The sequence below is a fragment of the Paenibacillus sp. FSL M7-1455 genome (assembly GCF_038004655.1).
GTDB classification, from domain to species: domain Bacteria; phylum Bacillota; class Bacilli; order Paenibacillales; family Paenibacillaceae; genus Paenibacillus_AQ; species Paenibacillus_AQ cookii.
In genome coordinates, this window is sequence record NZ_JBBORO010000001.1 from 4,837,794 (window position 1) to 4,851,081 (window position 13,288).

A 13,288-nucleotide genomic window follows, 5' to 3' on the forward strand; every position below is an offset into this window, starting at 1 on the left:
GGACATGTTCCTTTCTATTTGCCGAGCAGTTTGTTGGCTTTTTCAGCCGCTTCATTGAGCGCGTCCTGCGGGGTCGTCTTCGGATCGATGATCGCCTTTTCGATCGCATCACCCAAAATGTCCGCCACTTCCGGATAAGCGTTCTCCATCGGGCGCGGTCTTGCGTATTGAAGCTGGTCGACGGCTACCTTGTACTGCGGATATTGCTTAAAGTGTTCCTGCAGCTCTTCGCTTTCGACCGCGGACGTGCGCGTCGGCAAGTAACCGACGTGTTTGTGCTGGTAAATCGTGTTTTCTTTGGAGGTCATCCACTTGATAAACTCCCATGCCGCTTCCTTCTCTTCGGGTTTGCTCTTCGAGGTCATGACAAGCTGACAGCCGCCGGTCGGAACGCCGTAATCCTTGTTGGCAGGCATGAACGCCGTTTGCAGCTCAAAGCCGTTGCCCTGGGCGATTTCCAGGCTCTCCGCCACGCCTGCGGTCGAACCGAACTTGAAGGCGGAAATTTGGTTCGCCCAATCCTTGTCCGCGGTCGCTCCGGCCTCATCGCCGACCGGCATTTTGATCAGGCCTTCGCTGGAGAGCTTTTTCCAAAACTCGACCGCCGCGACTCCCGGCGCTTCGTTGAAAGCCGCCTTTTTGCCGTCCTCGCTTAGCATCTGTCCGCCGCTTTGGGCCACCAGCGCTTCGTAAAACCAGATATCCACCGGAACCGTCATGCCGAACTTGCCTTTTGCCTTCAGCACGCGCGAGTATTCCTCCAGCTCCTGCCACGTTTTCGGGCCGGCAGGGTCCAACCCGGCGTCTTTCAGCATCGTCACGTTTTTATACATAATCGGGGTGCTGCGCATAAAAGGAAGCCCGTACAGCTTGCCGTTGACGTAGGCGTTCCCCATCAAACCCGGAATAAAATCGTCCAGCTTGACCTGATCCTTATCCTTTTCCACGTACGGCGTCAGCTCTTCCAGCATGCCGGAATTGGCGAACACGCCGGTCGAAGCGATCTCGAGATCCGTCACGGCCGGGGCGTTGCCCGCGGCAAACGCGGCCTGCACTTTGGCATGAAGATCGTCGTATTTGCCTTGATGTTCGGCCACGACCTCGTATTTGTCCTGCGATTCGTTAAAGGTTTTGACCATGTGCAGCTTCGCTTCCTCGATTTTGTCCCCGTAGGCGTACCAGTATTTGATGACCACCTTTTTGGCCGGCGCAGCCGCTTCAGCTTTCCCTTCGACTTCGGCCGCATCGCCTCCGCCCGAACCGCAGCCCGCCAAAGACACCGCCATCAACGCCGCAAGCGTAAAAGCCGTTACCTTCTTCTTGAACACAGTCATTCCTCCACCCTTTTTTTGTAAAATAAGGCCGGAAGTAGCAAAAAGAAACCCGAAAAACGAACGGCAACATGCGTCAGCCGCAGCAGATCAGGTTTCTCCAAGACTCCAACCGGTTTATTTACTTGTCGATACCAGATTAATGGACAACTGTTAAATCTGTTCCCGCGATGCATTAATTTTCGGTCAAATTTCGTTCCGGTATGCCCCACAGCTCCGGCCGGGAAGAAGAAATGGCGGTTGCGCCATGGTTCAGGCAGGCTTCGGCGTGCGCTTCTTCGTACAATAAGCCTCCCGTAATGATGGGGAGCGACGTAAAAGACTTCACCTTGCAGATGATGTCCGGAATCCGGGCAGGCATCAGTTCGATGATATCCGGTTCGGTTTGCGAGAGGCTTTTGGCGATGTTGTCCAGCCCTTCGCTGTCGACGAGAAAAAAACGCTGGATGGTGATCAGCCCCATTTTTTTCGCGTTTTTGACGATGTTCGTTTTGGTAGAAATCACCCCGGACGGCCGGATGCTTTTAGCCAAATATTCCAGGCCGTAGCGGTCGGTGCTGAGACCGCCGATTTTCTCCAGATGCATAAACACGGGCAGGCCGTGCTCCTTGAATACGTTGACGTACCCTTTGACGACGCCGATATGCCCCATCAGCAGAAAAACGCCGCTCAGCTGATCCCGCCGGCGAAGGGCCAGCTCGATATGCCGAGGATCTTTGATGGAAGCGATGCGTTTATGTTTTTCGAGCCCCCGGCAAAAATCCTCCTTGGTGATCGCATCCTTCATTGCTGCAGCCTCCTTGGTTCCATTTGCAATTAGCGTCATCATTTCGCTTGTCGACGGCTTTTTTCAGTCCTTGTCCCTTCCCATCCATCGTACGCGTTAAAGGTTTCCTTAAGGTAAAATGAGGCTCATCGTTTTGTAAACGTTGGCAGGCAAAAACTTAAGGCTCGGGGAGCGGATCGCGAAAAAAGCCAACGTTTGAGGGGCGTCCTGCCTCCGCACGGTTGGCCCATGGTCAAAGGGGACGTCGACGCCCCTCGTCAAAAAGCCCGGAAGGTACGCCTTCCGGGCTTTGGCTATCCAATATATACAACGGCTCCGCCGCGCCTGTATGCCTTCGGCAGTTCCGCTTCAAGCAGCTCCAGCCTGCGCAGCATATGCTCCAGATCATCCCCGTGCATGTTGGCCCGCGCCCATTCCTTTAACCGGGAGACTTCGCCCAAAACCGCGGGAACGTCCTCCTGCTCCACATCCACGCCGTTCTCGAACAACGCCAGCCACTGAAGGTCCAGATCCGCGATGGCCGGCAACCAATATTGCCGATAAAACGACTCCGTCGCGACCGGAATCGTAAAGGAACGCTCGAAATCGTCCACGGGATCCACGATAAAAACCGCGATCGACATTTTATTTCACTCCAAACCGTATCGAAAATGTATAATCCGGAAATTCCTGCCGTAGCCGGTTCAAGCTGTTCTCCGCCGCCTCCCGCAGCGCCGGCGAGTCCCCGTCCAGCTGAAACTCGAAACGCCGGATGCCCCTGATTTGCTCAAGCGTCGGGATTTCCGCCGTTCCGTCCGGCGTCGCCCGCGTTCCCGCCGCTTTTTGAAGATTGTGGATCCGCACCTTCGTTTTCTGGTACAGCTGTTTATCCGTAAACTGCTGCGGCGTCTGCTGCGGTTTGCCCGTTTTCGGGTGGATGCGGTCGAGCCCCTCGGCCGACTTCGCTTCATAGAAAACGCCCCTATCCAAATCGATCCCGTCGATTTCCCCAAGCGGAGAATTCCGGCTGTCGTACAGCTCAACGCCGCGGTATTTCGCTTTGCTCCAGTGAACGTAATCGTCCGCATCGCCGCGCGGCGGATTCTCTTCGGGTTCCTGCCCGGACGGCCGTTCCTTTCCTTCAGGCTTGCGCCCCGGCTTCTTCCGCTTCGATCGATTAACCAGGCCTTCTTTTTTTAAGGAGTTAAAACTGACCAGTCAGTTCAAAAAAATCTTCAAAAGAAAGCGACGGTGTTACGCATGGAATGGAATGAAAACGGTCTGCTGCCTTTGGATTGGTTTAAGCAAATGCGCAACGGCTCTCCTGTCGTTCAATCCGAAGGGACTGGACTTTGGAGCGTTTTTAAGTACGAGGACGTTAAATACGTCTTCACGAATTACGACATCTTCTCTTCCCAAGGGTCCCCGTCGTCGGAAGATCCGCTCGAATCGAGCATCTTGCGCCAGGACCCGCCGAAGCACCGTCAGCTCCGCAAGCTGGTCTCGCAGGCGTTCACCCCGCGCGTGGTCGAATCCCTTGCCCCGAAAATCCAAGCGATCACCGACGCCCTTCTTGACGAAGCCGAACAAAGGGGCCGGATGGATGCGATCGCGGATTTGGCCAGCCCGCTCCCGATCACCGTCATCGCCGAAATGCTCGGGGTATCGATGGAACACAGGGAAAAGTTCAAGGAATGGTCGGACGCCCTCGTCGGCGACCATCCCGAAGCCTATTACGCCTGCCAGCGGGAGATGAGCGCCTATTTTGCGGACATCGCCGAAGACCGCAGGCGGCATCCGCAGGACGATTTGATCACCAAGCTGGTGCAGGCCCGCATCGAAAACGAACATTTGACCGATTTGGAAATCATCGGGTTTTGCATCCTGCTGCTCGTGGCCGGCAACGAAACGACGACCAACCTGATCGCCTCCGCCATGCTGGCCGTCGACAGTCTGCCGGAGGTCCGTTCGCAGCTGCTTGAAGACCCCGGATTGATTCCGGGCGCCATCGAGGAAACGTTCCGTTATTTCTCCCCGGTGCAGCTCATGTTCCGCCATGTCAAGCAGGATACCGAACTGCGCGGGCAAAAGCTGAAGCAGGGACAATTCGTCCACATCTGGATGGCATCGGCGAACCATGATGAAGAAGTGTTCGAGCACCCGGAACAATTCGACATTCACCGGAATCCGAATCCGCATCTGGGACTGGGCAGCGGCATCCATTATTGCCTCGGTTCCCAGCTCGCCCGGCTGGAATCGAAAATCGCCATCGAAACGCTGCTAAGACGCTTCCCGGATTTCCGCCGCGACCGTTCCGCGGAGCTTGTCCGCCAGGAAAGCACGATGATGTTTGCGCTCAAGGAGCTGCCGGTGATTTTGAAATGACGCGGTCCGAGAGAGCACTCCTATTTTTCATATAAAAAAATCGCGCATCCTGCCCGGAAGCAGACATGCGCGATTTTTTGCACCCAAAACGAAATTAGAAGTTAAAATTGTCCGGATCGGCCCCAAAACGGCGGTTTTCGTTCAACCCGTTGATTTGCTCCATTTCGTCCGCCGTCAATTCGAAATCGAAAATGTCGGCATTTTCGACGATCCGCTTCGGATTGACCGATTTCGGAATCGTCACGATTTCATTTTGAATGTCCCAGCGAAGGATGACCTGCGCCGTGGATTTGCCGTATTTCGCGCCGATCGTTTTCAGCACTTCGTTATCTAGCAGATGCCCTTGCGCCAACGGAGCCCAGGCTTCGATCTGGATGCCTTGCGATTTGCAGTATTCGCGCAGCTCGGCCTGGTTCAGCAGCGGATGCAGCTCCACCTGGTTGACGGCAGGCTTCACGCTCGCATCCTTCATCAAATCCTCCAGGTGGTGGATATGGAAGTTGGATACCCCGATCGAACGGACTTTTCCGTCCTGCTGCAGCTTCTCGAGCGCCCGCCACGTGTCTTTGTATTTTCCTTTGACCGGCCAGTGCACCAAGTAAAGATCCACGTAATCCAGTCCCAGTTTATGGATGCTTGTTTCAAAAGCCTTCAACGTGCTCTCGTATCCCTGATCCGAGTTCCACACTTTGGTCGTAATAAACAATTCCTCGCGCGGAACGCCCGATTCCCGAACCGCTTGCCCAACGCCTTCCTCATTGCCGTAAAGCGCAGCCGTGTCGATGCTCCGGTAGCCGTGGGCTATCGCCGTTTTGACGGAATCGACCACTTCCTGGCCTTCCTGCACCTTGTATACGCCCAGCCCAAACCATGGCATGGCATGGCCGCTGTTCAAGGTTGCCTTCGATTGAAGATTTTTCATGAAAAGACGCCTCCTTCGGATGATTCAGTGAGGGATGTCCAAAGACACCCGGTACAACCCAAGATAAACCAGCGGCGCGCCAAAGTCAAAACCATGTCATGCATCCCGCCTTCGGAGTTGCAGAAAGAGGTTTTTCGGCTGCAAAATGGACCCAACGTACAGAGACCCGAAGGAATTGCTATAATAGATTGAACCATTTGGCAGATCCGCTGTTTCTTGCCGCGTCAATCCTGGAAAAGCATTTTTTTGAAACCCAGCAAAAAAAAGAAAAAAGGAGCTTAAACCACATGCAAAGAAGCTTGCAAGACGACGTGATTTCTACGGCCGAAAGTTTTGCCGCCAATTTCGCGGACCGGGGGAATTTTGATTTCGGCGTGGAAAGCCTGCGCCTGCTGGACGATCTGTTGGACGAAATCCGCGATTTTGTGACGGACGACGATCCCTTGGATTCCGTATGTTCCATGGCAGGATGTTATATTTTCGAGGTGGCCCGGCGGAATTACGGCGGGAAATATTATTGGGCGGCGGAAAAGGAGCAACCCGTTCTGGTTACCGGGGAGCCTGCTTTTTCGGTCTCGATCTTCGCTTTCGACAAAGTGAGGGGAAGAATCGTCAACGGCAGCGAGGACGATATCCCTTTTTATTTTGACGGATATGTCAAAGCCGTGGAGGAAGGAAAAAAGACGGGGTACTGCGCGACGATCGTGTAGAAATTTTCTGCAAAACGGTTACGAACGATGTTCCGCAAGCGTTTAGCTAAAAACGCCGATCATCGTCTGCATTTTTCTTTTTCTCTTTTCGATTGTAAGAAGCATATAATGTATGATGTTTGTTCATGCAGGATGTAACCAAAGAGGCGCCAGTGAAGCGAAAATTGCCAACCGCTGGTTCGCATCATAGGGCAGCAACGGAACTGGTTGCTAATTTCAACGGAAGCCTGTTATAGATTCATGACCACCTTAAAAGAGCTGCATTCCAAAAATACGCTGGCATAACATGCCTGGGAGGAGGAAGCATGATCCGTGCACAAGAGCTCGACCAGATCGAGTCGCTCATGGCCTCATTCGCAAAGCCCTGGTTCATTGCCGGGGGCTGGACGATCGATTTGGCCGTCGGAGAAGCGACTCGAAGCCATAAAGATATGGATATTTGCATTTTTAGAGAGGATTTGGAGTATGCGCTCTACTTCTTCAAAGATTGGGACATCAACGTAGCCATTCCCGGGGAACACAGGCTGGATCCGGTCCGTCATTTGGGAGATGTCGAACTGCCGCGATATTGTCTGCACCTGTTCAAAGGCCCGCAATTTCTCGAAATTCTCCTGACCGAACGAAACCAAGAGCAAGTCATTTTCCGTAAAAACCGGAACATCACCATGCTACTCGACGACTTTGCGATGGGAGACTTGCCCCGGCCTTACGTCAATCCGGCGTGGCAGCTGCTGTTCAAAAGCCTGGGCACGCGGCCGGAAGACGAGCATGACTTTCGCGTCTATTTGGAGCGGATCGATGATCGCCGATCGAAGGCGTGGCTGCTGAAGCATCTGATCCAGGCGGGCGGGAACAAGCTGTGGGTTGAAGCGCTGAAAGATGATTTGGAACGGGAGAATGGTGCATAAATCACATCCAAATACATACCGCCTCCAATCCATTTTGCGTTTGCATCATGAAAAAGAGGCGGTATTTTTAACTGGCATATTTAAACGTACATACTCCACGCATGTACCGCTCTCCGCCGATTTTCACGCTATCTTCCGAAATCTCTGCGATCCGCCCGGCGCCGACGAGTTCATTCCCGATAAAAACGACGATCGGCACGCGTTCAGCCATCGCGGTATACAGGTGCAGCGAAGAGGTCAGCGGCTTCATAAAACGGCTCATTTCGATCACCTCGCATATGCTTCCCTAAATTCTACCATAAGCGCGCCCTCTTGTCGCAGTTTGAGGCTGGCGGCAGACGGCCATCGACCGTAACGGTCTGACACGAATCCTGCTTTCCCCTATCGTTTAGCCGGGGATATTTTCGTTTTTATTTCGAGAGAGGACAAAAAAAGCGTCCACCGAAAGCCGAGACTTTTCGTGCACGCTTTTTCCTGTTTGATGAATGGAACTCGATCGGAGTAGCGGGATTTGAACCCACGGCCTCACCCACCCCAAGGGTGCGCGCTACCAGACTGCGCCATACCCCGATGAAAGAGGAATGTATGATTCAGTGCTGTTATGCATCTGCCCTTTGTATTTCAACGATTCCAGGCATATGACCACTTCTCACTTGCTGTAATTATTTACTATTATAAAATGATCGTATTTATGTGTAAAGAGGACGAAAAATCATTAGAGTATCGCCTCCATCCCCTCTTCTGCTAAAACGCTTAACTTTTTAATTCATTAACACTTAATTAAATTAGAAGACACTTTGAGGAGGAAAATAAATAGATACGATTATGATTTTTAGCTTACGGACGAAATATAAAATGATACGGAAAACAAAAAAAGATCAAACTAAGAAAGAATGGATGCCAACCTCCTTTAATTTTTCCATGTCTTCCTAAGTACAGTTATTAAAACAAACGAGTGAAGCCGTCTCTTTTAAATTGTACATAAAACAATTAACAAGCAGCACTTTAACTACAAGCAAAAATATGATTCAATATGTCTATAGGAAAATATATCTATTTTACGGAGGAATTGTCTAGTGCAGAATATCAACGGCTATGAGATTATCCGAAATTTAGGTGGGGGAACCTTTGGTACTACTTATCAAGTTGAAAAAAACGGAATCTATTACGCTTTGAAATTAATTCGGGAAAACATTATGAACAAAGAAGCTATAGATTCTAGAAGAATTGAAAGGGAGATTAGAATCCTTAAAGAAATAGATAATCCATATGTGGTGAAATATATAGACGATGGTTTTATTAGTGATGGACTTCAAAAGTACCGCTATATCGTAATGGAGTACGCTCAAGGGGATACACTAGAGGAGTATTTAGCAAAAAACACTCTTACTATACAAGATGCCTGCTTATTAGCAAAAAACCTTTTCCTCGGTATAAACGCTCTTCATAAGGAAAATGTAATTCATCGTGATTTGAAACCTGCGAATATAATGGTGACCAATAAACATCACGATATAAAAATATTAGATTTTGGCATATCAAAGCTAATCGATGCAAGTACTCTAACAGTCACAGGACATATGATGGGTACATATGCTTATATGCCTCCTGAGCAACTTAATTCTGCAAAAGAGATTGATTACAGAGCAGATTATTACTCAGCTGCTGTAATTTTGTATGAAGCAATTGCTGGGGAGAGACCTTTAAAAATGAGCAACCAGTTAGAGGCGATCAGGAAAATTCTTACCGAGATTCCTGAACCATTGGCTAAATTAACCCCTACTGTTCCAATCGATATTTCTGAAATGGTTGAAGTCTTACTAAAAAAAGAACCGTACGAACGTTCTATTTCATTTGAGGAAATAATTCTTAGACTGGATAGACATAGACGTTTTACAAACAGAACATCTTCTAAAATCACCTCTGTTTATTTTAATACTAACTTAGAATTTCTCCCTATGACGATTCATAATGATGCAAAGTCAGTAGTCACCTACCATAATCAGAACAAAATAAAAGGAGCTATTTTTAGTGCTCCTCAACTAATACAGTCACCCAAGAACTTTCAAATACTAGCTAAGGAACAAAATTTAAAGCTGATAATTGACCCTTCTACACAAACATTAGGTTACTCAGCTTTCACACAAAAGACAACTTATAGGAAACTTCCATACTTAATTAACACATTAAGAAAGGAAACACCTAAAGATTTCCTAACTTCAACAGCCATTCAGCAACGAGTTAAGGGGGCTCTAGATTACCAAATGAAATTCGGCGCAACTTTGCTATTGTCTCCTTTTCACTTCATAAATAAGGACGACAGCGGTTGGATAAACGTGGACTATAACACGTTTAAAGAAAGTAAATCATACTTATTGGACAAGAACATTAAATTACCTTTATATTATGGTATTTCACTCGATATTGAACAGTATGAGGAGACCGACAAAATAAAGGATCTGGTTAATCTAATTACTTCGGCGAATCCAGACGGATATTACCTACAAATCGCAGGAAGCTTTGATTCAACGAATAGCAATCATTATTACTCCTATGCTTTTCTCGTAAAATTGCTTGCTGAAACAAAAAAAGAAATTATTTTAACTCGAATTAATGATTTCTCACTAGGCTTATTAGCCTTGGGAGCCAATACAATAGCTACTGGCTTGGGCCAAAGCGATAATTTCCGTGAAGAGTTGCTAAATAAAGCTGAAAAAACAGCTGGTGGGGCTGTAAGGAGATATTATGTTGAGACTTTAATGGGACTATTTAATAAAAACATCCTCCAAGATATTCTTTCGACTAATGCAGGAAAGAAATGCATATGTAACTGCATGTACTGTAATGGTTCTGTCAATCCTGAGCAACTAAGTCAGTTCAGCAATGCAATTAATCACCACTTATATACAAAACTCCAACAAATGGAGCGACTTTCAGCTTTAGAACCACAGGAAAGATTAAATAAATTCATTGAAAGCACTTCTTCAGCTATTCAATTAATTAAAGATATTAATCGTGAGAAAAGAATTAAAAACTTTGGATATGCACATATAGAAACGTGGAGAGATGTAATTTTAGAAGTTTCCAAAGTTAAACTAAATAATGTTTCTCAGTTTTAGCAGCTTTCTTATTTTTCAAAATGATTTCTTCTGACACTTTATATCGCATTATCGAGTCAGATGGCTTTTGATCGGAAGGCTTGACAAGTTCTTTTATTTTTGTCCCAACTGATAGCAATCCAACATTATATTTACTAAACTCACTCTTGTCAGCCCTATGAACATATTTTTCGTCCATTGCTACGTAGGTCTTATTAGCAAATCGTTGATACCTTATTGCTTGTGCTAAACCCTTGTTCCAATCTTCAAGCTTTGCTTCTATAGCGGTAACTGTTGGTGAAAATAACTTAAATGAGGGGATTCTATAATATTTAGAATCACCTCTTTTTATTGCCCCCACGTCTTCAAGGTTCTTTATAATAGAGTATTTCATTTTTGTTTTGGATATATAGTGTTTAGAGATTAGTTCTTCTAAATCAACTCCATTTCGTTTCCTTATATATTCAAATACTTTGATTTCGTCAATATGTTTTAAATGAACTCCATTTCTTGCTTCAAGAAACCGAAACAGGTCTGCTTTATTTCGAACTATTACTAAATCCGATATCCCATACCCAACGCCAAGTTCTTTAACTATAAAATACTTCTGATAATACTGAACTAATCTATCGACTAACTCTGCTTCAGTTCGAAACACGTCAATTCACCTTTCCTCAAATATATAAGAACAATCAATCTAAAATTCATTATATCCCTAATCTAATAAATACATCTATAACGTGTTCTAAAATATCATTACGATTAAAATCAGGACACACACAGTATATTTCCAAAAGAATGTAATATAATTTATCCAAATTATGAAAATTAAAATTTCATTACACTTCACTCGCAAATTTAGAACCAGACAGTAAAGCCCATGACAAGCGTCATGGACTCATTAATCGACAAAATATTTCATTCTTGAATACTGCTCACAATCCCGTCCTCCAAATATACATATCTCCCACCGTAATAGACCCATTGTTCATAAACACCATATCGGGTTGTAGTTTTATTTATCTTCTGTGGTTTCCCCAAGTTGACTCAAGGACTTTTTCGGCAGACATTCCAATTTCGGGAACAAAGTATTTATCATTATACTCCTTCAATGACCTATTTTGTTTCTCTTCTAATTCTGCAATTCTTTTATTTTCTAGTGTTGTAATTAATAGCAACTTTTGGTTGTTATCGAGGATATTCTTATCGTGCAGATAAAGGACACTTTCTGAAACTTTACCACATTCATCTGGCAATGCTGAAGTGCTCATACATGAAGCATATGTACTTAATACCGATATAACTTTATCTTTTTCCTTATCATTGGCTGATAGCAGTTCCTCCACTTGAGAATAAAGTTTATTTTCAATCAAACAAAATGCTCGTTCTGATAAATTTTCTTGATTACACACCGGAAATCTTTCTAACTCTGTTTCTTTTATATTTGTGGTAACCTCTTTTTGTCTATCATCGTTTTCGGCATTGTTCTCAGGCTTATTTTTATTGCTGACACAAGCTGTTAATAATATTACTAGCACCATAATTATTGATATAACTTTGATTTTCACTTCTTTCTCCTATCTGCTCAAAATTTTTATAAACCACATCTTATAGACTTTATCACTAATAAAATCAATAAAATTCCTTGATGCTCCTACAATTTGCTCCCTACCTTCGTCTATGATTTTAACGATAGGTACTGGGCTTAGAAACATCCGATTTAATCAGGCTCTTTGGTGATCTATCAGAATATTTCGTAAAAACAGCCACCCGTTCGTTCATAATATAATAAATGGGTGATATCGTAATGTTTTGTTATCTCATTTTGACAATATAATAAATACTACTATTTAATAGTTATTGTTGTAATATCCTCAACGTTTTGAGTTTCTTCTATGCGATAAAAACGTTTGAAATTCATTCAACACCCTTGAGTACCAATCAGCGGTAAATTCGGAAATGTCATTTAACTCCCTATCCTTCATAAAGTCCTCAATTGCATATTTTAGCAACAAAAAACCACTTCCTTCACTTTATAAAGGGTGCTGAGTGGGAAGTGGTCTCCAGCATCTGTATAGTTTTTTATTTTTTTAATTGCGGCTGCTACTACCTTTTCCAAAAGGAATAAAACGACAAACAGCTTGATACATAAACAACGATCGGAGTAGCGGGATTTGAACCCACGGCCTCACCCACCCCAAGGGTGCGCGCTACCAGACTGCGCCATACCCCGATGATCGCGGGAACCTTTGTCGGCTCCTTACAATCTCATTATATGCAACCTCTTCCATCGATTTCAACAACAAAATGTTTGTTTCGCAAAATCCCGCAGCGGGTATTTGTGAACAGAACGTGAACGCTTTCAATTGCGAACTTGTGAACGTTTTTTGAAAGCCGGAACCGAATCCAACGAAAAACGTTATATAAGATAGCGGTTACAAAACGACCCATGACGCGAAACCAAAGGGGGTGAAATGATGACAACAAGGCAGATGCATTCCGTCGTCGCGGCAGTCATGACCTTCAGCATTCTGATCGTCGGTTGCGCAGAAGCCAAACGGGCCGAGCAGCCTCCCAAAGCATCCGTGAAGCCGCCTCGAAGCGAGTCTGCCCAACCCAGCAATCAGGGACGCTAAACTCCACTTTGGCTTGATAACCAAACGGATTCCAAACCAACACGGTTCACAGTAAGTTGTTTTTCATAAAAGTTGCGTTAACCTCATGCCCTCCCGAACCTCTTCAGACCGGCGGTGCAGTTATGTATCCTTTTCACAATGCAGCAAACCGGGAATATGCCATTCATCCAAACGGCTTCCTATCCAGCCGAGACCTGAATGTGATTAGTTTCTTCTCTGCTCCTCCTTTTCACACCCGCATCTTGACCGAACTGTTTAGCAAAAAAGCCGATGCCTCTCGCATTCGTTCTTGCCTTTTTAAACCTTATTCACCGTAAGGACCAATCCGTCCATACCGCAATAAAAGAATGCGTAAATACCTGCCAAACGCCCCCGTCCGCGCCAATCCCGAAGATTGCATGAAATGTAGAAGTCGAAGGTTTCGCAGGAGTTCATATTCGCGAAAACGAAATTTTCGAATGGACAGACGCTGGGCGAATCCTGTCGTATAATAGATGGTGCTCGACAACAACAGGATCCGCTGACAACTACT

General features: G+C 46.2%; 13 protein-coding genes and 2 tRNA genes. 5 read left to right on the forward strand and 10 right to left on the reverse strand.

From position 1 onward, the window contains the following. Nucleotides 1-14 precede the first annotated feature (14 nt). From NYE48_RS22280 to NYE48_RS22295, 4 genes are all read right to left on the reverse strand, one after another. Nucleotides 15-1,328 carry an ABC transporter substrate-binding protein gene (locus NYE48_RS22280; RefSeq protein WP_246537234.1) on the reverse strand — a complete coding sequence of 438 codons (1,314 nt, stop codon included), beginning with the start codon at nt 1,326-1,328 and terminating at the stop codon, nt 15-17. Between the two features lie 178 nt (nt 1,329-1,506). Continuing rightward, entirely contained in the window at nt 1,507-2,118 is a 612-nt protein-coding gene (locus NYE48_RS22285; protein WP_339323632.1) for a glycerol-3-phosphate responsive antiterminator, read from the reverse strand. Nucleotides 2,119-2,411: 293 nt separating this feature from the next. Then, entirely contained in the window at nt 2,412-2,741 is a 330-nt protein-coding gene (locus NYE48_RS22290; protein ID WP_340999987.1) for a hypothetical protein, read from the reverse strand. Nucleotide 2,742: 1 nt separating this feature from the next. Next, nucleotides 2,743-3,087, reverse strand: coding sequence for a hypothetical protein (locus tag NYE48_RS22295; RefSeq protein ID WP_340999988.1), 345 nt, complete (start codon nt 3,085-3,087; stop codon nt 2,743-2,745). A gap of 270 nt (nt 3,088-3,357) precedes the next feature. Here NYE48_RS22295 and NYE48_RS22300 point away from each other — a divergent pair, with 270 nt between their 5' ends. Beyond that, on the forward strand, nt 3,358-4,482 hold the full coding sequence (locus NYE48_RS22300) for a cytochrome P450 (RefSeq protein ID WP_340999989.1): 1,125 nt from the start codon (nt 3,358-3,360) through the stop codon (nt 4,480-4,482). 94 nt (nt 4,483-4,576) lie between these two features. On the opposite strand, the gene NYE48_RS22305 is transcribed toward NYE48_RS22300, so the two are convergent. Further along, on the reverse strand, nt 4,577-5,404 hold the full coding sequence (locus NYE48_RS22305; protein WP_212952384.1) for an aldo/keto reductase: 828 nt from the start codon (nt 5,402-5,404) through the stop codon (nt 4,577-4,579). A 287-nt stretch (nt 5,405-5,691) separates the two neighbouring features. On the opposite strand from NYE48_RS22305, the gene NYE48_RS22310 reads away from it, so the two are divergent. After that, nucleotides 5,692-6,114, forward strand: coding sequence for a hypothetical protein (locus NYE48_RS22310; RefSeq protein WP_212952383.1), 423 nt, complete (start codon nt 5,692-5,694; stop codon nt 6,112-6,114). Nucleotides 6,115-6,419: 305 nt separating this feature from the next. After that, entirely contained in the window at nt 6,420-7,022 is a 603-nt protein-coding gene (locus NYE48_RS22315) for a nucleotidyltransferase domain-containing protein (RefSeq protein WP_340999991.1), read from the forward strand. A gap of 67 nt (nt 7,023-7,089) precedes the next feature. Here the strand turns inward: NYE48_RS22315 and NYE48_RS22320 are convergent, their stop codons facing one another. Continuing rightward, nucleotides 7,090-7,284 (reverse strand): hypothetical protein, encoded by a 195-nt coding sequence (locus NYE48_RS22320; RefSeq protein ID WP_246537348.1) that lies wholly within the window; start codon nt 7,282-7,284, stop codon nt 7,090-7,092. Between the two features lie 234 nt (nt 7,285-7,518). Continuing rightward, nucleotides 7,519-7,592 (reverse strand) — tRNA-Pro (locus tag NYE48_RS22325). 506 nt (nt 7,593-8,098) lie between these two features. Between NYE48_RS22325 and NYE48_RS22330 the strand changes: the two genes are divergently transcribed. Further along, nucleotides 8,099-10,141: a serine/threonine-protein kinase gene (locus tag NYE48_RS22330; protein ID WP_340999993.1), complete on the forward strand. Its 2,043-nt coding sequence runs from the start codon at nt 8,099-8,101 to the stop codon at nt 10,139-10,141. On the opposite strand, the gene NYE48_RS22335 is transcribed toward NYE48_RS22330, so the two are convergent. From NYE48_RS22335 to NYE48_RS22345, 3 genes are all read right to left on the reverse strand, one after another. After that, on the reverse strand, nt 10,113-10,778 hold the full coding sequence (locus NYE48_RS22335) for a hypothetical protein (RefSeq protein WP_340999994.1): 666 nt from the start codon (nt 10,776-10,778) through the stop codon (nt 10,113-10,115). The two genes, NYE48_RS22330 and NYE48_RS22335, sit on opposite strands and share 29 nt — an antisense overlap. Before the next feature lie 361 nt (nt 10,779-11,139). Continuing rightward, nucleotides 11,140-11,688 (reverse strand): hypothetical protein, encoded by a 549-nt coding sequence (locus NYE48_RS22340; RefSeq protein ID WP_340999995.1) that lies wholly within the window; start codon nt 11,686-11,688, stop codon nt 11,140-11,142. Between the two features lie 591 nt (nt 11,689-12,279). Beyond that, nucleotides 12,280-12,353 (reverse strand) — tRNA-Pro (locus NYE48_RS22345). A gap of 241 nt (nt 12,354-12,594) precedes the next feature. Between NYE48_RS22345 and NYE48_RS22350 the strand changes: the two genes are divergently transcribed. Next, complete coding sequence (locus NYE48_RS22350) at nt 12,595-12,756, forward strand: hypothetical protein (protein ID WP_340999996.1); 162 nt, start codon at nt 12,595-12,597, stop codon at nt 12,754-12,756. Nucleotides 12,757-13,288 lie beyond the last annotated feature (532 nt).